Raw genomic sequence first — 22,123 nt, 5'->3', positions numbered from 1 at the left:
TAAGGCAAAGTCGCTGATGGGTCGTTGTTGCATTGGAAAGCGATCAGCCGTCAGCAATCAGCGGTCAGCACCAAACACAGGGATGCTTTTGCCAGAGGCAGACAGAACAGACGTCCTTCCGCTCCCTGCATCTCAAACCTGCTGCTGGCCTGCTGCAAAAGCATCTGCCGATCTTCTGCTGACGGCTGAGGGCTGACCGCTGACTGCCCCCTCAACCAAACAGAGCCCCCTGCTTTTCTTGCAGCAACCTCAGAATCTTGCGGTCCAGTTTTGACATGGCTGCCGTGCTTGCAGAAAGGGGCAGGTCTGCTTCAGCCTGATACACCCGGACCACAAAATGCCGGTGGGTCATGGTGTGCTCGGTGGTGCCCAGGTGTTTTGCATCAGGCACCGAAAGGCGATCCAGCAGGCGCTTCAGAGCATCTTCAACCGTCTCTCCAGCTTGCACCTGCTCCAGAGGAGGCCCGCTGAGTCCCCCGAGCAGTCCTTTCTCAGGGCGTTTTTCGATGTAGAGGTTGTGCTGGTCTCCAACAATCAGGGCCACAGCCTGAACTTCCTTGACTTCTGCCCTGACTTTGGGAGCAGGGTACGCCGTGGGATTGCCAGACTGGTAGGCCTTGCAGAAATCCTTCACAGGACAGACAGGGCATTTTGGAGCTTTCGGTGTGCAGATGGTGGCCCCGAGTTCCATCACCGCCTGATTCCAGCTGCTGGGGTCTGCATGGAACAGCTGTTCGTCTGCTGTGGTCTGCAGCCAGTGATCGGAGGGTTCCTTCACAGCAAACCATCGGCTGAGGACCCGCCGGACATTCCCATCTACCACAGCCTTTGGGTAACCAAATGCAATGCTGCTGACGGCTGCTGCCGTGTAGGGTCCAACCCCTTTCAGGGCAAGCCAGCCTTCATACGTTTCTGGAAAGGGTTGGCCTGTGATCTGTTTGGCTGCAGCATGCAGGTTTCTGGCCCGTGCATAGTAACCGCACCCCTCCCAGGCTTGCAGCACATCCTCCAGAGTGGCCTCTGCCAGGGCCTGAACGGTGGGAAAGCGCTCCACAAAACGCTCGTAATAGGCGGTGCCCGTCACCACCTGGGTCTGCTGCAGAATCACCTCTGAAACCCAGATCTTGTAAGGGTCGCGGGTGCGCCTCCAGGGGAGGTCACGGGCTTCTCGGTGGTACCAGTCCAGGAGCTGTTCTTGCATCCAGAGCAGTATATCTGGAGGTGAGAGGAGTCTTTTTGCCACAGGTCGCTTTTGGCCTGCTGCTCTCTTGACCAAAACTTCATGTTGGCGAGGACGGCTGACCCTGTTCACCAGATGGCTATAATCAAAATGTGACGGCGCTGAGTGACAAAAAAACCGACAGCAGCTACAGCAGCAATTCTGCGAATGCCCTGATCCACCTGTACCGCGCCGAGGTGGGCCGCATGACCGCCTACCGCCAGCGTCTGGACATGACCACCAACTGGGCGGTGGTGACCAGTGCCGGTATTGCTTCTTTCGCGTTTTCCAATGAAGTCACCCACGCCGTGTTCCTGTTTGCCATGTTCATGAATTACTTCTTCCTGCACCTCGAATCCCGCAGGTTCAGGCAGTACGAGATTGCCCACCACCGGGTGCGCATCATGGAACGTTTCTTCTACCCGGCCATGCTTGGAGATCCGGTAGACGGCAGCTGGCACCAGGTGCTGCTCGGAGAACTCGCCAAACCCATGAGCCCGATGCGCCGCGTGGACGCCATGGGCTGGAGGCTCAGACGCAATTACCTGTGGCTGTACGCAGGCATCCTGATCGTGTGGATCACCAAGGTGGACACAGGCCGCCTGAAAGGCGAAAAGTACGCTTTCAGCGAGTACCTGGAGCTGTACCACGTCGGAAACATCCACGGCTGGATCATTGTGCTGCTGGTGGTGCTTTTTTACGTGGTGCTGATCAACATGGCTGTGTACGCCAGCAGGTATTATCCGCTGGAGTCGGATTGATTTTAAAGTGAACAGTTTACAGCAGACAGTTCACAGAGAGCTTGAGAGCAAAAGCATGTGCTGAAGCCAAAACTGTAAACTGTGGACTGTAAACTGTTCACTTAAAAGGCACCCCGAACACCTGCGTCCAGTAGTGGTTATTGGTTTTGTCCTGGGTTTCGATGTAAGCCACCCCGATCTCTTCAAAATCACCCATGATGTTGACGCAGTGACCGTGGCTGTGGGCCCATCCGTCCACGACTTCCTCGGGGGTTTTGTAGCCTCTGGCGATATTTTCACCAACGATTCTGGCGTTGTAACCTGCGGCAATGGCCCGGTCCATTGGAGCAGAGTTGTCCCTGGGGGACTGGTGGGCAAAGTACAGGTTGGCGGCCATGCCCACGGACTGGGCGAGGGCGGCACGGTCCAGGGTGGCATTTTTTCTGAGGAGGGGCAGGGGTGTGCCAGAGAAGTCTTTGGTGTCGCAGTTCCAGCCTTTGACCCTCAGGTCGTTGGTGAGGACCAGCACAGCGGCCTCAAAAGGCAGGTTCTGGCTGAACTGTCCCATTTTGAATTCGGTGGTGGTGGTGTATTTGCCTTTGCTGCCCTCAATGGAGAGCTGCAGCTTTTCCTTGCTGGCTGCGCTGGAACGCAGGAAGATGCGGTCTCCCTGCACGGTTTTGCCATTGATCAGCCAGTTGGCAACTGGATTGGGTTTGTAGATGCGGCTCATGTTCACGAGTTCGGCGGTGCGGTCTGGTGAGAACAGGATCACAAAACCTGCTTTTTCCTGTTCACCTTCCACCTTGACGGTCAGGTCAATTTTGAGGGTCCGCATGCCAGGCACCTGAATCTGCACTGTGGCCCTGTAATTTCCGGGTTTGTAATAGGTGTGGCGAGGATTGGGTTCCTCGCTGCCTGTTCCATCCCCGAAATTCCAGGAGAAGCGTGTCCCTGCAGGGAAAAGTTCGTCTGCTTCTGCAACAAACTGAACCACAGCTGGAGCCCGGCTGGCCCCCACCGTCTTGTAGGAAGCCTTGATCTGTAAGGCAAAAGCCATGCCACTCAGGAAAGTCACCAGTGTCAACAATGCACGTTTCATAGAGGTCACCTTCAGTGTACGCTCATTTTCCTTACAGAAAACGTACATGGCCATCTCACCTGAGGGACCATGACGATGTTGATTTGTCTGGCCTCAGGGCGTAATCTGAGACACGGTTGTGAAGAGCAACCCAGGGGAACGCCGGTGAAGTGTGAGTGCCACACCAGTCCGGGACTGTCGCGCAACGGTAACCAGAAGTCTGGAAGTCCGAACACCTGAAGCAAGCACCTCTCGCGGAACCAGGGGGCTTTGCGCAAAACCCTGTTTTGCCAAAGACGCCCGCCATCACTGGCGGTTTTTTCATCCCGCAGCCGTCCAACGAGAAGAACAGGAGTGTTCATGAAGCGTTTTGTGTTGAGTGCAGTGATGCTGCTTGGTTGCGCTTTTGCCACCAAGTACCCACTGACCGTGAAAGATGACCTCGGCAACACCGTGGTGATCAAAAAAGAGCCCCTCAAAATCATCAGCATGCTGCCCAGCAACACCGAGACCGTGTGTGCCCTGGGCGTGTGTGACCGCCTGATCGGGCGCGATGACTACAGTGACTTTCCCAAAAGTGTGGAGAAAGTTCAGGCTTTTGGTGGCCTCTACAACCCCAATGTGGAAGGCATCATTGCAGCGAAACCCGATCTGGTGCTGGCCAGCAAGTATGGCAAACTGACCGAGCGCCTGACCCAGGCGGGCATCCCGGTGATTGCGGTGAATGCCGAGACCTATCAGGACATCTTCAAAAAGACCACCCTGCTCGGCAAGGTGCTGAACCGCGAAAAAGAAGCCAAAAACCTGAACATCAAAGTGCAGGCCGAGGTCAAAAAGTACGAGATTCTGGCGAAGACCGTCAAAACCCCAAAAGTGTACTTCGAGATTGATCCTGCCCCCTACAGCATTGGTCCGAACTCCTTCATGGGCGTGATCCTCACCAAGGCTGGCGCACAGAACATCATTCCGGCCGAACTGGGCGACTTCCCCAAAATCAGCCCTGAACTGGTGATCGAAAAGAACCCCCAGGTGATGCTGGGCCTCAGTCTGGCAGACGCCCAGAAGCGTCCAGGCTGGAGCAACATCGATGCCGTGAAGAACAAGAAGGTCATTGAGATCCCATGGGACCTGAACCTGATGCTGGGCCGTCCCGGTCCGCGCATTGGTGAGGCCCTCAGGGGTCTGGTGAAACTGCTGCACCCTGAGCTCGCCAGGAAGTGATGCCATGCAGCAAGTGCTCCCGGTGAAAAGGCGGGTCTATCCCACCCTGCTGCTGACGGTGGGGGCCTTGCTGCTTTGCGTGTTGCTCGCGGTCAGCCTGGGCACCGTGAACATCCCGGTCCTGACCACCCTGACCGCCCTGCTGAAAGGGTTCAGCGGTCAGGCCAGAGACGGCCTGGAAGTGATTGTGTGGGACGTGCGTTTCCCCAGGGTGCTCATGGGCATGCTGGTCGGGGCATGCCTCGCCATGAGTGGGGCCACCTACCAGGGCCTTTTCAGAAACCCTCTGGCCGATCCGTACCTGATGGGCGTGGCTTCCGGGGCTTCTCTGGGGGCCACGGTGGGCCTGGTGCTGGGGGTTCCGAACAGCTGGATTCCTGTTTTCGCGCTGGTGGCCTCCCTGCTCAGTGTCGCCCTCACCCTGACCCTCTCTGCCCAGGGCAAAGTCCTGAAGACCACCAACCTGATCCTCACGGGCGTGGTGGTGGGAAGCCTCAGCACCGCCATCAGCACCTACCTGATGCTGCAACACAAAGACGATGTGCGGCAGGTGTTCTTCTGGACGCTGGGGAACCTTTCTTTTGCGAGCTGGCAGAACATTCAGGTGATGCTGCCCTACCTGCTGCTGGGAGGCATTTTCCTGCAGAGTCTGGCAAAACCCCTCAACACCCTGCAACTGGGTGAGGCCACGGCTTACAGCCTGGGCATTCCCGTGGATCGCCTGAAATGGCTGCTGATCATTGCCAGCAGCCTGATCACTGCGGTGGCGGTCAGTTATGTGGGAATCATCGGTTTTGTGGGTCTGATTGCCCCGCACATCATGCGAAGGCTGGTGGGGTCGCACTATCCGGTGCTGATCCCCATGAGTGCCCTGCTGGGTGGGGTCCTGCTGGTGGCCGCAGATCTGCTGGCCCGCACCCTGATCCGTCCTGCAGAACTTCCGGTGGGCATTGTGATGACCCTGGTGGGTGGAGGCTTTTTCCTCTACCTGCTCAGGAGAAACGCATGAAAAGCTTTGAAGTTCAGGGCCTCTCGGTAAAGATCGGGGAGAAAGAGATCCTTACGGATTTGCAGGCTTCTTTTCCAGAAGGAAAGCTCTGCGCCATTCTGGGAGCCAACGGGGCAGGAAAAAGCACACTGCTGAAGGCCCTGCTCGGCTGGCTGAAACCCACAAAGGGCAAAGTTCAGCTTCTGGGCAGGCCGCTGTCCAGCTACCCCAGAAGGGAACGGGCACAGGTTCTGGCTTATCTGGACCAGACCCAGACCCTCCCTGAGGACCTGACGGTGGAGCAACTGGTGGGTCTGGGGCGACCCCAGACGGGTGTCTGGCTGTGGGGCATTTTGCCGAATCCCCTCAGCGGCACCACCCCCGAAGATGAGGAGGCTGTGACCTGGGCTTTGCACCGCACAGACACCTTCCGCTTCAAGGGGCGTCTGGTGGGAGAGCTTTCCGGAGGGGAAAAACAGCGGGTGTTGCTGGCCCGCGCCCTTGCGGCAAAACCGAAAGTATTGCTGCTGGATGAACCCACCAACCACATGGACATCGCCTACCAGGCCGACCTGATCCGCCTGCTGAAACGGGAGGTCGAGAAAGGCCTGACCGTGATCCTGGTGGTGCACGACCTGAACCTTGCTGCTCTGGCAGACCACATCACCCTGATGCATTCAGGGCAGGTGATCCAGCAGGGAACCCCACAGGACACCCTCACCCCTGCCCTCTTGCAGGAGACCTATGGGGTGCAGGTGGATGTGGTCACCCACCAGGGCAGGCAGGTGGTGATCCTGCGTGGGTAAGCCACGGTTTATTCATGCTGAACACCTTCACTGTTTCAAAAAGCAGGAAGGAGATTTGGCATGAGCAAACCCCGCTTTTTTCCCACCAGAGGGCACCTGATGCTGTGCCAGAACACCAGTTGCAAACAGCGTGGTGCGGATCTTTTGCACCTGGCCCTCACCCGCGCTCTGGAGCAGGAACACCTGATGTATTACAAGTCTGGAGGCAGCATCCGTTACACCACCAGTGGCTGTCTGGGGGCATGCAGTTACGGCCCGGTGATGGCCTGTTACCGCCAGACTCCACAGGGCATTGAGGAAGGCTGGTATTTCGGGGTGACTTTCCCTCTGGCCATGAAAGTGGCCCGTGCGGTGCAGCAGGAAGATGAACTCCCTGTGGAGCACCGTTTCAATCAGGGCTGATCCTGCTGGTTTTTGCCCACCTGTCCTGCTTCTTTCAGGTACACTTCAGTCATGCGATTCCTTCTCTGGTCGGTGACGGTCTTTCTTTCCATCGGCATGTCTCAGGCACAGGTGGTGCAGAGCATTCAGGGGCAGGTGGAGGTCCAGTCGGACCGCTGGCAACCCCTTGTGGCCCAGACGCCTTTTGAGCGTCCCATCCGCGCCCTGCTGGGACGGGCAGACCTGAAGTTCTCAGAGGGCCGTTTCCTGCTGGGCAGCAACTCCTCAGCGCAACCCCGAAATCGGGAAGTGCAATTGCTCAGCGGCCAGGGCTATGCAGAAGGAAGCTTCACGTTTTATCTGGGGTCCACCCATGTTTTCGTTCAGGGAAAGGCACGGGTGGATTTGACCGGCAACTCTCCCCGCATCAGTGTCCTGCAAGGGCTGGCACGCATCTCCAGTCCAGGACGGGGGCTCTTTTATGTCCCAGAAGGCAAAACCTACAACCTGAACACCCAGGCCCTGAAAGACTTCATTGAAGACGATGCCTGGTACAACAATGAACTGCTCGGCCCGGGCAATGTGAAAGTGGCCGCCCTGAAAGGAGCAGTGGAGGTCCAGAAAGACCAGCTCTGGCAAAAGCTGCGGGTGAACAGCGTCCTGCAGCTCGACGATGTGATCCGGACCGGGAAATCCAGCTGGGCAGAATTCACCTTTGAAGACGACACCTATTTCAGGCTGAATGAAAACAGCAAAGTCAGGGTGCTGTCCATCGAGAAACTCTCTGCCGGGAAACGCCGGGTGGTGCTGAAACTGGAACAGGGCACCGCCTGGAATGTGGTGCAAAAAGGCAATGGAGGGTACCAGTTCAGAACAGCAACCCTGGTGGCTGGAGTGCGGGGAACGGTGTTCCGCATTGATGCAGATGACACCATCAAGGTCTTTGAGGGGACCGTCACCGCCGGAGATGAGAACTCCAGCATTCCCATCCAGAGAAATGAGCAGTTCACTCCAGCACAGGGAACCAGAGCCTTAAATGTCGACCCCTTAGATGCCTTCAACCAGAGCATGGACCTGCTGCACAGCAAACCTGTGACCATCGATCTGGACCCTTTGCCTGTGGGAAGCCTGCAACAGCTCACCCTGAGCGGCAGAACCCTCCCTGGCAGCAACCTGCAATTCGAGGAAGGGAAAGACATTCTGCCCATTGAGGTGGCCGACGATGGTTCTTTTCAGTTCACCCTGGAGCTTCCTGATGGGCCGCACCTGTTCACTTTAAGAGCCCAGCGTGCAGGACGTGAATTCACCCTGACTGGAGAGGTGGTGATCGAGCACAAACCCCCTGTGCAGATCCAGCCCCTCCCGGAGCCTCCGGTGGTGGAAACCCCTGCTGCAGTCCAGTTGCAGCCTGCTGCACCTCTTGAGGTGCAACCTGAGGTGGTCCCTCTCCCTGCCGCTCCCACACCTGTGCCGCTTTTCATTGAACTGCAACCCCTGGGGCAGAAACCCATGAAGCAGGTGGTGCTTGCTGGTCGGGTCCTGCCAGGAAGTGCCCTCAGGTACGAAGAAGGAGAACGGGTGGTGCCTCTGGAGCTGCAGGAGGATGGCCGTTTCCAGGTCCCCCTCCCTCTTGCAGATGGGCTTCACACCTTCACATTGCGCAGCACCCTGCAGAACAGTGAATTCTCCCTCTCTCAGACGGTTCTGGTGGACCAGACCCCTCCAGAAATTCGCTTTCTCAAAGCCCGCAGGGAAGGACGCTGGCTGCTGCTGGAGGTTTCTGTGCAGGACGCCACTGCAGTCACACTGAACGTTCTGGGCAAAGATTTTGGGCTGGATGGTGCAACCTTGCGCCTGCCCCTCAGTGAACAGGACGCAGCCTTGCAAACCCTCTCCTTGCGCCTGATCGATGAGGCAGGCAACACCACCACCCGGGATGTGCCTGTGGAGTGAAAGATCACTCCAGCAGGGAACACTGGTCCTTGCGCACGGCCACCCGATTCTCAATGGTGAATTGCAGTTTCTGGTCACTGATGCGCACTGCAGCGGTCACAGAAGCAAAGGTTTTGCTGGTCTGCATGCTTTTACCCTGCTGCCCGTACCTGTTCAGGGTTTGCCTGAAAAAGCTGCTGACTGCAGCATTTTCCTGATCCGAAAAGGCAAAACACACCTGAGAGAGCCCCAGCAGCACAGCCTGCACATATCCGGCCTGTTTGCTGAACACTTCACCCTTTCTGATGGTCATGAAATTGTCGACCTGCAGATCAAACTGCCGAAAAATCAGGTTCCCAGCAGAGGTCTTCCCGGTGATCACAAAAGTGTTCTGCTCTTTGCCCTGACGGAGCATCACCTGGTGGTTCACGATTCTTTTCTGGTTCACCTGTTGTGTTCTGTCCACCTGGACATCCTGAATTTTTCCCTGTCTTTTCAGGTTGTTCAGGAGGGCCGTCACGTCCCAGTCTGCGGCCTGTGCTGCAGTCAGGCTGAACATCCCCAGCATGATCAGTCGTTTCATCATCCCAACAGTGTAAAGAATTTCTGCAGCGAAAATGGCAGAAAAATAAACCGACCCTAAAGTGTGGCAGGGTCCTTCACTTCAGCGAGGAATTCTAAGATGAAACCATGGACACGGAATTCCTCATGAAATTGGACCTGATTCTTGATGAGGCCGAACGGTTGGAGCAGGCCAGACTGGATGAACTTGAAAGGCAGCAGCGCGAAAAAGCCCTGCAGCTTGAAAAAGTGGGTGATTTTGTCTCTGGCGTGGTGCAACCCATTTTTCAGGCCTGTGCCCTCAGGTTGCAGGAGAAGGACTATCCAGTGAATGTGGTGGTGGGAGAAACAGAGTTCCCTTCCATTCAGATCAGCATCTGTCCAAAAAGTGGCAATGGGCGGGCCGAACTGCGTTACAGTTTTGATCCCAACACCCGCTTGCTTCACCGCACCATCAGTGGGGTGGATTTTGGATCATTGCTCAATGACCTGAATGGCACGGTCGACTGGGACATTGAGACACCAGAGACCGTCAGCAGGTCCCTTCTGTTGTTTGTGGACATGCACCTGAAATACTGGGCCAAATGATTCCTCTGGATGACCTGCTGAATTGCTCCTGATGCAACGCTAAAGACCTGCTGGGGCGTCCCCACTCATATTTTCAGACCGGCTTCAGGGGGGATGGGTTTAATGGGTAGCATCCCCTTGCAGAGAGGTTGAGCATGTTCAGTGTCCCCATCCGCTCCGATTTTGAAGGCGTTCACAGCTCCATCCGCGCAGCCCAGCGCATTTTCGAAGAAGCCAAACTGTACCGCTCCCAGCAACCTCAACTCGCCCGCAAACTGCTGATTGCAGCACGCAAAGAATTCAGTGCTGCACTGGGATATGCCCATGCCACTGGACAGAACACCGAGCGTCTGAGAGAGGCCCTCAACCAGGTGGATGATCTGCTTCTGGGCAGCATTCGTGTGGCCTGATCCCTCAACATCCTCTATTGCAAATTGCACCTCCGGCGTTCAGGGTCGGAGGTTTTTTCTGATGCATTGTGCACACTTGATTGCTCTGCGAAAACTTGCTCATGAAGCTGAACCAGGTCTCACCTGAGGCGAACCTGAAAGAGGTATGCTCAGCTCATGGGATGGTTGACTGCGGTCGTCATGTCGCTGTATTGCTTATCGCAGTGGAACAGGCCCCTTCTGTTCCCATGAACCCGTGATTGAAGGCGCACACTCCCTGACTCACCGGGTCGCAGCTCCCCCACCCCCACACTACCCATCAGAAGAGGAAGGCCTGGCCTTCCTCTTCTGATGTCATGGTTGTGCAAAAACCAGAAATGTCACTGTCCTGTCCATCCGCACCTTCAACAATAAAACCATGAGCCACACTTCCCACCCCGCAGCACAACCCATTGAACAGGCCATTGCCCGATTTGTGCAGAAACATCCCGACACCACCATCACCTTTCAGCTTCCTGGCATGGAAGCCAGTGAACTGCAGAACGGAACTTCACGTCTGACTGTCTCCTCGCTGGAAGAGCTGGCAACAGGAGAAAGTCTGCAAGACAGCTGGGAACAGACCTTGATCTCGGTGAGAAACGGCGAACTTTCCCATCTGGTGATCGAGGTGCCAGATCAGCAGGCTGTTTCGCTGAAGATCGTTCCCACCAACCAGGACTCCTGAAATTCTGGAAACCTTCTGTTGACCTTCCGGTGACCCCGGGGGTTTTACCATGCAGCCATGAACAGTGCTTCCTGGTTGCTGATTCTGATGAACGCCCTGATCTGGGTGCCGCTCTTTGCCCTGTACCAGATGTTCCGCAGTACTCCCCTTCCTCCCCGGGACCGGGACCCCACCCAGCGCAGATAAGAAAGCTGAAAACAGGCTTTTCAAAAGCTCAACACCTTGCTCATAAGTTCACACCTGTCCTGAACAGCAAAGTTCTGTTTCAAGGGATTTCCTGAATCACCTTGTGATGTAGAAAAACGTACACACTGCTGCTGGCACGCAGGTCTACACTGAATGCACTTCATTTGCAAGGAGCGTGTATGAGCGAGAAAAGACTGGAAGACAAACTGGTCGACGCTGCCGAAAGCGTCAAGGAACGCATCAATCAGGGTGCCGCCAACCTGCGCGCAGAAGGGCACGAAGCTGCTGCAGAAGCCAGCGACAACCTGGCTGACAAAGCCCACCACAAGAAAGAAGAACTCGAAGATCGGGCCAAAGCTGCCGTGCATGACGCCAAAGCTGATCATGCTGCCCGCAACGCCAAAGATTAAACCTCTTCTTCTGGAACGCGCTCTGCTGAGCAGAGCGCGTTTTTATTTGACTCAACCTCAGGCTGTTCAGAAGCTGTAAGGCATTCCTCTGTGCCCGGAGAGAGCCTCCCGGCATACAATGAAGCATGAGCACTCACCTGAAAGACATCATCCAGAAACAGCTCGGTGACGTGGCCTTCAACACCCATGACCCCCTTCTCGCACATGTGGCCCGGGAGAAGACCCCCCACCTTTTTGAGGAAAAGATTGTTCCAGTCACGTTTCCCGAGCAGCAAGGCATGTTCTACATCTTCAACTGGCGCGTGTACGCTTTTTACGAATACACCCTGATGCAGGAATCCCGGGGGTTCCGCATCCTGCGTGCCCTTCCCATTGACAAGGACAAGGGCTTTGACAGCATTCCCTCGCGGGTGCTGTACGGCATGCGGCGCATCGATCTGGAGAAAGCCGGGGTGGACCTGCACATCCTCTTTGCAGCAGTGGGTGACCCCAACGACCTGAACCACCTGTTCTTTCCTGCCGCACAGGACCTGTACCTCTATCTGGCCTACAAGCGAGACGCCAACTGGGTGCTCGGGCAAATCCACAGCCCAGAAGCCCTGCGGCGCATTGCCAGTCAGGAAGTGGTGTTGTTTCACCTTGGGCTTTGATGTCTCAGCAAGGACAACTGCAGATCAGAAAAATCCCACCCCGGGCTCAGGGGTGGGGTCTCAAGGAAGAATCAGGTGAATCTGAACTTCACGAATTTTAAATTAAGCTTATGGTAGGGGATCTCCCTGAAACACCCCTGAAAGCCGCAATTCAGCAAAGCTTAATCCAGCACAGGATTTGTCTGGACTGAAATTCCTCTCATCTGTTCTGATTTAAACCTCACCTGGAGAGGAACAAAAAGACCAGGGCCAGCAAAGCAGGCACCCCCTGCACCAGAAAAATGCGGGGTTTGACTGTCAGTCCACCATAGATGCCTGCCACCAGCACACAGGCACTGAAGAACACCTTCACATCCCACTGGTTGCTCAGCAGGCCCCAGAGCAGACCTGCAGCCAGAAACCCGTTGTACAGGCCCTGGTTTGCCGCCAGGGTTCTGGATGCTTCTGCAAACTCAGGGGTGGTCCCAAACGTCTTGCGGGTGTTCGGTGAAGTCCAGAGGAACATCTCAAGAATCAGGATGTAGATGTGCTCAATCATCACGAGGACAACAAAAACCGTGGCAAGGATCGACATACCTGAATCATAACTGAAACAAAAGTTTAACGGTACAGGACTCAAAGGGCAGGTTCAGCAAATGACCCGCCAATCCTGAGGACCTTAAGTTCTGAAAGATCATGCCCAGCAGACAGCAGTTCAGACAGAAATGCTTCGGCATTGTCCTGAGGATGATAACCCATCTGCTCGGCCAGACGGTTGTCCGCAAAATTTCGGGTGTTCCCAGAAAGGCCATATACAATGGCAAAACCAGGATTGGGATGGTTCAGGCACACCCGGGTGAGTTGCACCATGTCCCGAAAGCTGATCCAGGTGCACAGGTGGCGCATCTCGGTGGGTGTCTCTGCAAACGTCCCGATGCGCTGACAGACCACCTCCAGACCATACCTGTCGTGATACATGCGCCCCAGGCTCTCCCCAAACACCTTGCTGATCCCGTAATGCGTGTCCGGCCTGAAGAGGGCAGAAGAATCTGGAAAGCTGTCCATGGGTTCAAACCCGATGGCATGGTTGCTGCTTGCAAACACCACACGCTTTACCCCCTGCAGACGGGCCGCCTCATACACGTTGCGGGTGCCAATGATGTTCACGGCAAGGATGTCCTCAAAAGGGGCCTCATGCGGGATGCCTCCCAGATGCACCACAGCATCCATGCCTTCCATGGCCTGCAGCACATGGTCAAAATCCCTCAGGTCACAAAGCACCTGCTCCTCTCCATCTCGCAGAAATTCCACGGGCTTCACATCTGTGAGCCGCAACCTGAAATCTGCAGAGAGGCCATCATGCAGCACAGTGCCGATGTTTCCACTGGCCCCGGTGATCAAAACATTGCGAATTTGTCCTTTCATGCTGCAAGGTAACACGCCTCTCAAAACCCTGTTGGACGGGAACACCCATTTTCAGGTTTGATGCCCATGTGACGGCAGAAGCAGGATCTTTTTTCCACCCTGTTACAATCACCCAGAAAGCGAGGAACCCTGATGGATCTGCTGTGGGCCATGCTGCTGGTCTTCCTGATTGTTCGCATCAACCTGTCCTTTTTGAAGAGCCAGACCGACCATGCCCGAACTTATGAAACCTACCGCTCACGCAAAGTGGTGGATGAAACCCAGGACGTGGACTTTGCACTTCTGTTGCTGGAACAACCTGACCGACTGCTGCTCTACTGCACCACCCAGGTCATGGGCTTTGTCCTCAATCTGGCCCTGCTCCTGCTGGTTGCTGTCGGATTGTTGCTGCAACCTGCAAGGGAGGTGGTTGTGGGCCTCTTGTGGTGTGCAATGGCAGGACTGCTGCTGGTGATGGTGTTCTCGTTGCGTCGTTTCCTGTGGACAGCAAACCTCTACCTGTTCACGCGGGACCGCACGGCAGCCAGAAAAGCCCGCGAAGCTGCAGAAGCAGGCACACAATTGCCAGAAATCCAGCGGTAAAACATGTCAGGTCTCTGTAGACTGATCCCTCAAGAGAGGAGACAGCAATGACGGACAACCCCAACCTGCCAGGCTTTGTTCCCGATCCGCCTGAACCCAGAAATCCTGAAGTGCCAGAGTATCCAGACCCCACAGAGAAACCCACCCTGCCAGGGTTCACTCCAGACCCCCTGCAACCTGAACAGGACCCTGCACCAGATACAGATCCGCCAGTGTTCTGACGGATCAGAAAAAAGAGAGCAGATGTTCTGCTCTCTTTGATTTGTTCTGGGTTTAATGCAAGCCCAGGCTCCTGAGCACCATCCGCGCCTGACGCTCGTACCTGCGGGGCACAGAGGTGAAACCCTGCACCCGGAAACGCACCGGGGCCACTTCCATGAGTTTTGCAATGGACTGCGGGTCCAGCATTCCCAGGCACACCATGTCCTCTTCGGGAATTTTGCTGGTGATGAGGATGCACTCCGCAAGGGTAAAACGGGAACGGGAGACTGGGGTCATACGTCAAACATAAGGTGCTGCAGGTGATTGATGGGTTGTAACAAAACGCCTAAAAGGTTGCACTGAAGCATATGATGTAACTGATTTTCAGACCAGAAAAAAGAGAAATCAGGACAACGGCCAAAAAGTGGTTACAAGAAACCCTGGAACCTCAGCATGTACTGCACCTGCCACCCTCATCCATCAATGTGTATTTGACGGGCTTTCCGGCCATTCCCATCTGTCCAACCAACACTGCCATCACCAGAACTGCTTTCAGGACGTTCTTTAACATAAGTCCAGATTAAGGGCAAAAAGCCCAGTTTCTGGGTTTTCGTTGTAACCAATTTCAATGGATGGGTTTTTGCAAAAGGTCAATGATGGGTTGGTAGATCACAACTTCTGCACCATGGTCTGCCAGAACATGATGGTGCCGGTATGCCTGGACCCGCTGGTCAATGGGAATGTGTTCTCCAGCCAAAAGTCCGATGACATGGTGGTTCATGAACATCACAGGATAGCGCTTCAGGCGTTTGCCCTGATAGCGTGCCCCTTTCTCATCCACCAATACAAATTCTGCGCACTGCTCTTTAAGAGGCTCCAGGTAGGTTCCCAGAATGTACAAAGTCACTGGAGTGAAATCTTTCATCCAGGCAATCAACCACTGTTTCTGTCCGTCTGGCATGGAAGAAAACTGAAACACCAGAGTTCGCAAAGCGGCTTTGACTTCACGATCCTTTTTCGCATGGGGCAAATTGGCATGAATCTGGATGTAGGTGGCCCAGTAGGTCATGCTCATCAAGCTCACATTGGTTACAAAACCTTTAAACCCTTCTTCAAGCAATTCCAGAGCCTCAGTTCGATGCTCCATGCTGAGCGCCAGAGCACGCGCACATGACTGAAGAAATCCAGACATCGCAAAACCACCTTTTTGAGTCATGCTCAGGATGTTTTGTACCCTTCTGCTCCGTTGATGCTGGTTTTCCTGAACATAGAAAAGTGGAAGTTTGAGGTGAAATTCCCGGGTCAATTTCCGCAACTGACCCAGTGTCTCCACCAGAGGAGATGAGACAGGCACTGCCTCTCCTCGATAAGCACCAAGGGTTTCAGCAAACCTCTCTGGCAACTCCTGCGGAGTCTGCTGCAGCAACCAGCTCAGTATGGCAGCATAGCCACCGCTGAAATCATACATGGTGCTCCCTGGCGGGGCCACTTTCAAGACAGCCAAAAATCTTTCCAGTGCCACCTCCAGTTGATTGTCATACATTGAGAGCCAGGCTTTTTCGTACAAAACAATGTTGCGGCCATTCTGGTCTCCCAGAACCTCTGCAATCATCATTGCTTTATTGAAAACTTGCTCAGCATAAGAAAAGCGCCGCAGGGTCTGGGCAGCAATCGCCACACTCAGATGCAATCGGTACTCTGCTTCGAGATTGATCAGCTCTGCACCCAGGGGTCTGGACAGAGGCAAGTCCGCCACTTTTCTGAGGGTGTCTTCCTCAGCAGTGTTGACAAGCATTGCAAAATACCATGCCTGACAAAGGAAACAGGTTCGGTGTTGATACACCAGTGCTTTGGCTTCTGTTTTTTGATTCAAACGGAACAAGATGCGTCCAATTCGGGCATCTCTGACACTGGTCACCGGAAGTCTCTGCAATTGCTCCATCAACTCTGGCAGACGATTGTCACGCTCCATCTCCAGATAGAACTCATTCCACTCCCGAGGGCAGCGGATCAGGTAAGCAAGTTCTTCTGGAGGCGGAATGACAGTCATCTCTATCCTTAATGTATCCGATTCTGTCTGACAAATTTCCAAAGAAATCCCCTACAGCAAATAAGGGAAACGCCTGAGGAGGTACACTTTCTGGACAGGACAATCTTCATGCTCCCTGCTCCAGAACAGGCGTACACTGAACCATGACACCCTTCGAAAAAGCCCGCATTTCCCTCCAGGCCGCCCTGCAACTCCTGAAGGCTTCCCCCTCCGCCCAGGCGCACAATCAGGTCGTGCACCACCTCCATGATGCCCACGACCTGATCCGCCCTGAAACAAAATCAGGTTCAACTGGACAGCCTTTTGAGCCTCTGAAACCCAAACTGCTCTCGTTCAGCCAGTACCAGCGTCACGCCACAGAGGCCCGGGACCACACCCAGGAAGCCCTGGATGAACTGGAATTCATGCTGGAAGAAGGCATCAGCGCGGAATGGGTGAACAGCATTGCAGACTCCATCCATGAGGCCTACGAAAAGCTTTGAAGTTCCACCCATGCTCAAAACAACGAAAAACCACCCCCTGGAGGGTGGAAAGACTCTTTTGTCTTATTCTTCAGCAGCTTTCTGGACGACAATCCCTGTGAGCTTTCTGGCCCATGCCAGGGCTTCTTTCAGGGTGTCAAAACTTGCCAGTTTCAGGGCTGCTCCCTGCACCATGCAGGCCTCCACATAAAAGTAATCGTCATGGGTCTGCTGCACCTGCATGTGCTGCACATTGTCCAGGTTGAGCAGGATGATGGTGCCTTTGGAGTCGTGTGCTTCAACAAATTGGGCCATGGTTCAGTTTAACCGCTTGCCGTGTCTGAGATGGGGTGATCTGGCCCGAAACAAAAATCCCTCCCGAGAAAATCAGAGAGGGACATTCTGGAGCGGGTAACGAGACTCGAACTCGTGACTTTCAGCTTGGGAAGTCACTCGGGCACGATTGGGGGTGCTTGGGAATTCTCGGGATTGCGTGCTGGACCCGTCACCATCCGGGAAGCAAATGGGGTTGATCGGGAATGCTTGGGGTAAAACAGGGGTCAAAAAGGGGTCAGAAAACTTATCCCCAGCTTTATCCACACCCTGTGGACAACTGCTTGATACGTATCAAGCACTCACTTAAAACCGATTAAACGACGCCTTCTGACGTGGCTGTGTGGTAGGTGACCTCCGAGTAACCCACTGGTCACCTCAGTCCTCATATGCTGTGGTCCATGCCAAACATCATCGTTGACGCCATACCCCATGTTTTAGCCCTTGCAGCCACCATTTACGTCCTGAAAAACAGGAATGGGCCAGAAGGCCCAGACCAAAAAAAAGACCCCCCTAACCCATGAGGGCAGGGGGCTCAATTTATTCTTCTGGTTCCTCTTCCTGGGGATACCAGCTCTGTGGGATTTGCTCAAACCAGCAGGCGTCGTCTGGCACAAACCACCCCACATCCAACGCCACCTGTTCCATCTGCTGGCAGGCCTCGGTGGTGATCCTGGGATCGGACATCAGCATCCAGACTGCACCGTTCACGGGGATGGGCCAGATGACCGGTTCCCCAAAAGCCACGTACGGGCAGCACTGCTGGAACTGCCCTTTCTGCTCCAGAGTCAATTGTTGGAATTTATCAACCTTGAAGGCTGCAATCATGGTAAACGTCTCCCCCTCTTTTTCATCTCCTGCCTGATGTACAGGTAGGCTTGCAGGTACTCCTCATCCATCAGAGCACGGTTGTAGATGACGGAGTAATCGTACCGGGCGTGGAACTTGTCAGCTGTGCTGCCTGATCTGCGGCCCAGACGGAAGGCATCGATTGCCCCTCCGCCGTAGGTTTCAGGGGCTGAGTCCTCTGCCATCTTCAACCTGTTCCAGAAGATAGCCCTGTTGGTGCCTGCAGACTGACGAACTGCCACCACGCACTGGTTGCCGTTTTGCACCAGGGTGCGAGGGGTGGCCAGCGCCCCACCAGACGGCAAATAATTGTCGAGTTCGAGCATGCCACCTGTGATGACACTCAGGCCATTTCGCACAGACCCATCTGTCCTGCTGCCCCCGATGATCAGACGGCGGGAAAGAAAGGACAACTGCTCCACCGCGCAAATGTACGTGTAGGTGGAGAGGTTTCCGAGGGCCAGGGGAAGTGAGACAAAATCATCGATGGCATCAAAAATGAGCCCGTAACCATCTGGTCCCCATGCAGGATCATCGGTGTCCGCCCCGGAAGTGGAACCCAGCTGACCGTGGTTCCCGTTGCCTGACAGGTCTGTGAGCCTCTGGGGATTTGCGGGGTCGTAAACAAAATCGTAGATGCCCACAGCCCCTGCAGGCAGGGTGTATGTGGGTTCTGTTCTGCGAAAAAGTGCGGGGTTCACAGGTCAACCCCCGATGGGTGCAGCGTAAAGGGTCAGTGAAACACTGCTCACCTGTGCCACAGTGCTGGATGGCAGACCCGACCTGAGACGGATGTGCATCAGGCCCATGAAATCAGCAGGGTTGAGCGCAATACTGCGGCTACCTGCTCCCGCTTTGATGACCATTACGTTTCCGGTGGCATCGTAATGGTCACGCCAGCTGGTGGCCCCATCAGCTGAGGTCTGCACTGTGATGTCAGCGGTGGTCCAGCCGCTTGGTACCACCAGACGCACAGGCACCAGGCCGGAGAGGTTGGCGTAGGTGGTCGCGTTGCTGGTGCTGGTACCTGCATCAAACGTGATGGTGTATGGGATCGGGGTTTGATTGCTGACACCTGTCAGCAGAGGACTGGTTTCGTCGATCAGTTGCACGTCGCCGTTGCTGTCCTTGTAGGCCAGCACCTGAATGGCCTCATTGTTTTTGTCGCGTGGCAAGGGGTCATTGTTGTAGGTGGGCATTACTTCAGTGCTCCTTTCTGGGCAGACTCAGCTGCATTCTTCCGGGCGGCGTGCTGGCCCCAACTGATCAGGAAAGCGATGCCTGCATTCAGGGCTGCCTGCCCCGCGCCGGGCCAGCCGGGACCGTATGCCCCCTGACTGTACCCGAGGGCTGTGGTCGCGAGGGTGGAGAGGGCGAGGTTCACGAAGGTGGTCTGGATGCCTTCTGTTTTGGCCCAGCGTTTGATCAGTCCTGTGAGGGGGGACACCACCAGGCCGAGCCCTGCACTGATGAGGGCCCAGTCAGTAGCACTGGGGGTGAAGCCACCCACGGTGACAGGGGCATCCTGGGCGAGGGCGAACCCTGCCAGGGCAGCAATGAAGGTGAAGAGGAACTGCAGTCGTTTCATACGAACCTCCATGAGAAAAGGCCCCATTGTGGGGCCTATCGGGAAACCTGTGGCTACACTTTTGTTACGTCAACGGCGCAGGTACACCTTTGAACCGATCAGGGTGCCATCGCCGATGCGCCGGTTGTTGGTCGGGTCGTAAACGGTCACCGTTTTTTTCTCCAGGCTCTCCATTTGCTCTAGCTTCTCGGCCTCGCGAATAATGCCTGCAACCCGCCTGGCCCAGCCTCGCCCGAAAGTGCTGAACGTGCTCAGGTTGGTGTAGAACTCCAGGCGTTTCGCCATGAACTCCTCCCAATCACCCGTGTCCCGCAGGAACTCCCGGGCTCGACCTTTGCCCATGTTCACGGCGCAATCGAAAACACACAGGCCCAGAGGCGCAGAGAGATTGTCGCAGTCCATGGCCAGCCAGTAATCCCTCCGGTAGATCTCAACGGCTTGCTGGCGCGTCAGGTGCTTGATGTCCAGATTCGGGTAGGTGTTAGCGGCAATGCCCCACTTTGTGCCCCGCAGGACGCCGCTGCCCACTTGCCCACCCGTCCAGTTGCCCGGGTCGCGAGGGTCATCGGAGTAACCCCCCTCGTGCCCCAGGATTAAATTCACTGCATGATTGAATGCGTTCATGTTCACTTCCTTTGCCACAGTTGTGCAGGGTTTAAAGGGGGGTCTGTCTTGCGGGTCTGACTCAAACGAATCTGGCTGTCTCTGAGGGTCAAGAAGAACCAGATCCCAAACGCCCAGGTTCTGACCGCTGGCCACCACCCGTACTCCTGCTGGGTCAGCAGGGCCTTGAAGGGCGGTGGCGGCTCGACCACCAGGGCAATGCCGATGTAAATCAGGCAGGCAATCATGCGCCACCAGCGCATGACACTGCCCATCAAGAAATCCCTGATGGTGTAGGCAGTCAGCGCGAACACCGTGAGAAACAATCCGAGAGAGCCGAACCAGGCCGCCCAATTACTTTCCATCTTCCTCAACTCCTTCTCTGGATGCAGATTCCAATTCTTTTTTCTTGTTCTGCAGGACCCTGGCGGCATCCGCTCCCCAGACGCCACCAAGGATGGTGCCGAGCAGGAGCAAAAGGCCGCTGTCTATGGGTTTGTCAGTCACGATGAATTTCACGGTCAGTGCTGTCACCAGCACGAGTGCCCACAGCACCACGGTCCTCTGCGTGGGGGTCACGAATTCCTCCTTCTGCAGCACCTGAAAGTAACCGTGCTGCAACCCCGCAAATGAGAAAATGAGGTTGCAGCACACGACCCCCGAGGTCTCATCTCGGGGTTTTGTTTTTTACTCCCGCCATTCCACCCAGCGGTGAACCCGGACAGGCATGGGCCTCACGACGTTTACCCCTAGGTGCGCGAAAACACCCCCTTCCCCCCCTGCCACCAGGCAGAACAGCGGGTTCTCACTGGATGCGAATGTGGGGCTGGTGCGGCTCCCAAGCATCTGGTTGCCGTCACTGGACCTCCAGATGCCCTCCAGGTGCAGGGTGCTGTTCGTGGTGTTGGTGTTCAGGGTGAACTCGAAACGGTAGGTTTCTCCGGTGTCAAGCGTCACAAGGTTGTCTGTCCCATCAAGAAGGTTGTTTGCAGCAACATCCTTGTAGAAGGCCAGTGTGCCATTCATCCGCACCAGTCCCCAGAAGGTCGCTGGTGTGTCCTGCCCCCGTTCCTGCTGCACCCCAAAAGCCACACCCTCAGCCATGCTGGTGTGCGTGTGCGCCAGGGCTTCCAGCTCAATGATCCAGTGCTGCACGCCCGGTTGCTCAATGTTCGAGATGGGGACATCCAGACGGGTGACGTGCATGCCAGAAACCGAGTAGGTGGTGCTCGTCGAGGTGACCGACACGGTTTCCGCTTCCACCAGATCCCGGATGTTCTCGATCAGCGGGATGTGCAAACCCATCGTGCCGTACGTGGCGGATGTGATGACGGTCCCACTGCTGTTTCGCACGATGAAATCCGTGCTGATCCCCCCTTCATCGTAGGCCACCACGTTCCCGACGAATTCCGGGAGGATGGTGGAGGTTCCCCCGGTGCGGGTGAGCCTGAGTTTCCCGGCCGCAGGCATGGCTGTGGGGGAAGAGAAGGTGAAATCCGCGTTGCTTGCTGCCCCTGAAACCACCGCGCTTGTGGAGGCCACCACCGTGCTCCCATCCATGATGGACAGCTGGTAGTTTGCACTCCCACCGGACCCCCCGTCATCGAAACCAATGCGGACCATCTGAAACAGGAATTCCCGGTCATTGTTGAAGTGCACAAACCACTCTGTGTTTGCTGTCTGGGTGCTGTCGTAGTGGATGGTTCCCCCTGTGAAACCAATGTCCACATAGGTGGGCACCACCGTATCTGTCGTGGTGATCTGGTCACTCAGCAGGTCCCAGGCGTCCACATCCGGTTGGTCCTGATTCAGGGCAATCGGGGCGACCAGAAAACCCCCGGTGCTGTACAGGCCTTCAGGGGCGTAAGGCACCCACTCTGTCAGGTTGCCACTCTTGCTGATGAGCACCCGATTGATGGGGGTCCCGGAAGGGGTTCTGAGAGCAGAGGTTTCCAGGTTGAAGGAAAGCATTTGCCCCTTCACCACTGCGGCACCGCCTGCTGTGGGGTTCACAAGCAGGGTGTCCCCAGTCGCAAAAGTCTCAGGGAAGACCGTCACCTCAGAGCCGTTTTTGCTGAGGGTTCCACCTGTAACCGACACCACCTGAAGGGTGAGTTCATCGGGCCAGTCAAACTCAAGGGCTGATCCCGCCACCACGAAGGAAGCGGGGATGTTTGTGTTTGCCATGTTGATCCTT

31 protein-coding genes are annotated in these 22,123 nt (G+C 55.6%); 15 read left to right on the top strand and 16 right to left on the bottom strand.

The features are described from left to right. Positions 1 to 211: 211 nt before the first annotated feature. Complete coding sequence (mutY, locus tag DC3_RS07755) at positions 212 to 1,201, bottom strand: A/G-specific adenine glycosylase (RefSeq protein WP_146883695.1); 990 nt, start codon at positions 1,199 to 1,201, stop codon at positions 212 to 214. A gap of 131 nt (positions 1,202 to 1,332) precedes the next feature. Between mutY and DC3_RS07750 the strand changes: the two genes are divergently transcribed. Then, entirely contained in the window at positions 1,333 to 1,980 is a 648-nt protein-coding gene (locus DC3_RS07750) for a DUF2270 domain-containing protein (RefSeq protein WP_246130588.1), read from the top strand. Positions 1,981 to 2,077: 97 nt separating this feature from the next. On the opposite strand, the gene DC3_RS07745 is transcribed toward DC3_RS07750, so the two are convergent. Then, entirely contained in the window at positions 2,078 to 3,061 is a 984-nt protein-coding gene (locus DC3_RS07745; RefSeq protein WP_186815904.1) for a CAP domain-containing protein, read from the bottom strand. Between the two features lie 339 nt (positions 3,062 to 3,400). On the opposite strand from DC3_RS07745, the gene DC3_RS07740 reads away from it, so the two are divergent. Genes DC3_RS07740 through DC3_RS07720 form a run of 5 tightly spaced genes read left to right on the top strand, consistent with a single transcriptional unit; the run spans position 3,401 to position 8,389 of the window. After that, positions 3,401 to 4,261 carry an ABC transporter substrate-binding protein gene (locus tag DC3_RS07740; protein ID WP_146883691.1) on the top strand — a complete coding sequence of 287 codons (861 nt, stop codon included), beginning with the start codon at positions 3,401 to 3,403 and terminating at the stop codon, positions 4,259 to 4,261. A 4-nt stretch (positions 4,262 to 4,265) separates the two neighbouring features. Next, complete coding sequence (locus DC3_RS07735; protein WP_146883689.1) at positions 4,266 to 5,270, top strand: FecCD family ABC transporter permease; 1,005 nt, start codon at positions 4,266 to 4,268, stop codon at positions 5,268 to 5,270. Beyond that, complete coding sequence (locus DC3_RS07730) at positions 5,267 to 6,055, top strand: ABC transporter ATP-binding protein (protein WP_146883687.1); 789 nt, start codon at positions 5,267 to 5,269, stop codon at positions 6,053 to 6,055. The genes DC3_RS07735 and DC3_RS07730 overlap by 4 nt, the downstream gene beginning before the upstream one ends. A gap of 60 nt (positions 6,056 to 6,115) precedes the next feature. After that, positions 6,116 to 6,457 (top strand): (2Fe-2S) ferredoxin domain-containing protein, encoded by a 342-nt coding sequence (locus DC3_RS07725; RefSeq protein WP_146883685.1) that lies wholly within the window; start codon positions 6,116 to 6,118, stop codon positions 6,455 to 6,457. A 51-nt stretch (positions 6,458 to 6,508) separates the two neighbouring features. Further along, the gene (locus DC3_RS07720) at positions 6,509 to 8,389 is read left to right on the top strand and encodes a FecR family protein (protein ID WP_146883683.1); all 1,881 of its coding nucleotides are present in this window, start codon (positions 6,509 to 6,511) and stop codon (positions 8,387 to 8,389) included. Between the two features lie 4 nt (positions 8,390 to 8,393). Here DC3_RS07720 and DC3_RS07715 read toward each other — a convergent pair whose 3' ends face one another. Continuing rightward, the gene (locus DC3_RS07715; RefSeq protein WP_146883681.1) at positions 8,394 to 8,954 is read right to left on the bottom strand and encodes a hypothetical protein; all 561 of its coding nucleotides are present in this window, start codon (positions 8,952 to 8,954) and stop codon (positions 8,394 to 8,396) included. Between the two features lie 104 nt (positions 8,955 to 9,058). On the opposite strand from DC3_RS07715, the gene DC3_RS07710 reads away from it, so the two are divergent. From DC3_RS07710 to DC3_RS07690, 6 genes are all read left to right on the top strand, one after another. Next, positions 9,059 to 9,517: a hypothetical protein gene (locus tag DC3_RS07710; RefSeq protein ID WP_146883679.1), complete on the top strand. Its 459-nt coding sequence runs from the start codon at positions 9,059 to 9,061 to the stop codon at positions 9,515 to 9,517. A 134-nt stretch (positions 9,518 to 9,651) separates the two neighbouring features. Further along, positions 9,652 to 9,906, top strand: coding sequence for a hypothetical protein (locus DC3_RS07705; RefSeq protein ID WP_146883677.1), 255 nt, complete (start codon positions 9,652 to 9,654; stop codon positions 9,904 to 9,906). Between the two features lie 397 nt (positions 9,907 to 10,303). Next, entirely contained in the window at positions 10,304 to 10,609 is a 306-nt protein-coding gene (locus DC3_RS07700) for a hypothetical protein (protein ID WP_146883675.1), read from the top strand. A 57-nt stretch (positions 10,610 to 10,666) separates the two neighbouring features. Further along, positions 10,667 to 10,795: a hypothetical protein gene (locus DC3_RS29945; RefSeq protein ID WP_281292462.1), complete on the top strand. Its 129-nt coding sequence runs from the start codon at positions 10,667 to 10,669 to the stop codon at positions 10,793 to 10,795. 179 nt (positions 10,796 to 10,974) lie between these two features. Then, complete coding sequence (locus tag DC3_RS07695) at positions 10,975 to 11,205, top strand: hypothetical protein (RefSeq protein ID WP_146883673.1); 231 nt, start codon at positions 10,975 to 10,977, stop codon at positions 11,203 to 11,205. Between the two features lie 125 nt (positions 11,206 to 11,330). Then, positions 11,331 to 11,855 (top strand): hypothetical protein, encoded by a 525-nt coding sequence (locus DC3_RS07690; protein WP_146883671.1) that lies wholly within the window; start codon positions 11,331 to 11,333, stop codon positions 11,853 to 11,855. 220 nt (positions 11,856 to 12,075) lie between these two features. Here the strand turns inward: DC3_RS07690 and DC3_RS07685 are convergent, their stop codons facing one another. Together DC3_RS07685 and DC3_RS07680 are read right to left on the bottom strand one after the other, a co-directional pair. Next, positions 12,076 to 12,429 (bottom strand): DUF1304 domain-containing protein, encoded by a 354-nt coding sequence (locus DC3_RS07685; RefSeq protein WP_146883669.1) that lies wholly within the window; start codon positions 12,427 to 12,429, stop codon positions 12,076 to 12,078. A 41-nt stretch (positions 12,430 to 12,470) separates the two neighbouring features. Next, positions 12,471 to 13,259, bottom strand: a complete 789-nt coding sequence (locus DC3_RS07680; RefSeq protein WP_146883668.1) for an NAD-dependent epimerase/dehydratase family protein — start codon at positions 13,257 to 13,259, stop codon at positions 12,471 to 12,473. 132 nt (positions 13,260 to 13,391) lie between these two features. Between DC3_RS07680 and DC3_RS07675 the strand changes: the two genes are divergently transcribed. Together DC3_RS07675 and DC3_RS29055 are read left to right on the top strand one after the other, a co-directional pair. Beyond that, on the top strand, positions 13,392 to 13,841 hold the full coding sequence (locus DC3_RS07675) for a hypothetical protein (RefSeq protein WP_146883666.1): 450 nt from the start codon (positions 13,392 to 13,394) through the stop codon (positions 13,839 to 13,841). A 47-nt stretch (positions 13,842 to 13,888) separates the two neighbouring features. Next, the gene (locus DC3_RS29055) at positions 13,889 to 14,062 is read left to right on the top strand and encodes a hypothetical protein (protein ID WP_186815903.1); all 174 of its coding nucleotides are present in this window, start codon (positions 13,889 to 13,891) and stop codon (positions 14,060 to 14,062) included. Between the two features lie 52 nt (positions 14,063 to 14,114). Here DC3_RS29055 and DC3_RS07670 read toward each other — a convergent pair whose 3' ends face one another. Together DC3_RS07670 and DC3_RS07665 are read right to left on the bottom strand one after the other, a co-directional pair. Then, complete coding sequence (locus tag DC3_RS07670) at positions 14,115 to 14,339, bottom strand: hypothetical protein (protein WP_146883664.1); 225 nt, start codon at positions 14,337 to 14,339, stop codon at positions 14,115 to 14,117. A 328-nt stretch (positions 14,340 to 14,667) separates the two neighbouring features. Further along, the gene (locus DC3_RS07665) at positions 14,668 to 16,092 is read right to left on the bottom strand and encodes a hypothetical protein (RefSeq protein ID WP_146883662.1); all 1,425 of its coding nucleotides are present in this window, start codon (positions 16,090 to 16,092) and stop codon (positions 14,668 to 14,670) included. A gap of 143 nt (positions 16,093 to 16,235) precedes the next feature. Here DC3_RS07665 and DC3_RS07660 point away from each other — a divergent pair, with 143 nt between their 5' ends. Next, positions 16,236 to 16,574: a hypothetical protein gene (locus tag DC3_RS07660; RefSeq protein WP_146883660.1), complete on the top strand. Its 339-nt coding sequence runs from the start codon at positions 16,236 to 16,238 to the stop codon at positions 16,572 to 16,574. 63 nt (positions 16,575 to 16,637) lie between these two features. On the opposite strand, the gene DC3_RS07655 is transcribed toward DC3_RS07660, so the two are convergent. From DC3_RS07655 to DC3_RS07615, 9 genes are all read right to left on the bottom strand, one after another. After that, complete coding sequence (locus DC3_RS07655; protein WP_146883658.1) at positions 16,638 to 16,868, bottom strand: hypothetical protein; 231 nt, start codon at positions 16,866 to 16,868, stop codon at positions 16,638 to 16,640. Positions 16,869 to 17,426: 558 nt separating this feature from the next. Next, a complete protein-coding gene (locus tag DC3_RS07650) occupies positions 17,427 to 17,714 on the bottom strand; it encodes a hypothetical protein (RefSeq protein WP_146883656.1) in 288 nt (95 codons plus the stop codon). Beyond that, positions 17,711 to 18,436, bottom strand: a complete 726-nt coding sequence (locus tag DC3_RS07645) for a hypothetical protein (protein WP_146883654.1) — start codon at positions 18,434 to 18,436, stop codon at positions 17,711 to 17,713. Before DC3_RS07645 ends, DC3_RS07650 begins: the two co-directional genes overlap by 4 nt. 3 nt (positions 18,437 to 18,439) lie before the next feature. Beyond that, positions 18,440 to 18,934, bottom strand: coding sequence for a hypothetical protein (locus DC3_RS07640; protein WP_146883652.1), 495 nt, complete (start codon positions 18,932 to 18,934; stop codon positions 18,440 to 18,442). Continuing rightward, positions 18,934 to 19,323: a hypothetical protein gene (locus DC3_RS07635; RefSeq protein WP_146883650.1), complete on the bottom strand. Its 390-nt coding sequence runs from the start codon at positions 19,321 to 19,323 to the stop codon at positions 18,934 to 18,936. Before DC3_RS07635 ends, DC3_RS07640 begins: the two co-directional genes overlap by 1 nt. A gap of 69 nt (positions 19,324 to 19,392) precedes the next feature. Beyond that, a complete protein-coding gene (locus DC3_RS07630; RefSeq protein WP_146883648.1) occupies positions 19,393 to 19,947 on the bottom strand; it encodes a glycoside hydrolase family 108 protein in 555 nt (184 codons plus the stop codon). Positions 19,948 to 19,949: 2 nt separating this feature from the next. Then, positions 19,950 to 20,291 (bottom strand): hypothetical protein, encoded by a 342-nt coding sequence (locus DC3_RS07625; RefSeq protein ID WP_146883646.1) that lies wholly within the window; start codon positions 20,289 to 20,291, stop codon positions 19,950 to 19,952. Continuing rightward, positions 20,281 to 20,505: a hypothetical protein gene (locus tag DC3_RS07620; protein WP_146883644.1), complete on the bottom strand. Its 225-nt coding sequence runs from the start codon at positions 20,503 to 20,505 to the stop codon at positions 20,281 to 20,283. Before DC3_RS07620 ends, DC3_RS07625 begins: the two co-directional genes overlap by 11 nt. A 108-nt stretch (positions 20,506 to 20,613) precedes the next feature. Then, positions 20,614 to 22,113, bottom strand: coding sequence for a hypothetical protein (locus tag DC3_RS07615; RefSeq protein ID WP_146883642.1), 1,500 nt, complete (start codon positions 22,111 to 22,113; stop codon positions 20,614 to 20,616). Between the last annotated feature and the right edge of the window lie 10 nt (positions 22,114 to 22,123).

It is taken from the genome of Deinococcus cellulosilyticus NBRC 106333 = KACC 11606 (assembly GCF_007990775.1).
Taxonomy (GTDB): domain Bacteria; phylum Deinococcota; class Deinococci; order Deinococcales; family Deinococcaceae; genus Deinococcus_C; species Deinococcus_C cellulosilyticus.
This window is presented reverse-complemented; position numbering and strand designations above follow the sequence as displayed.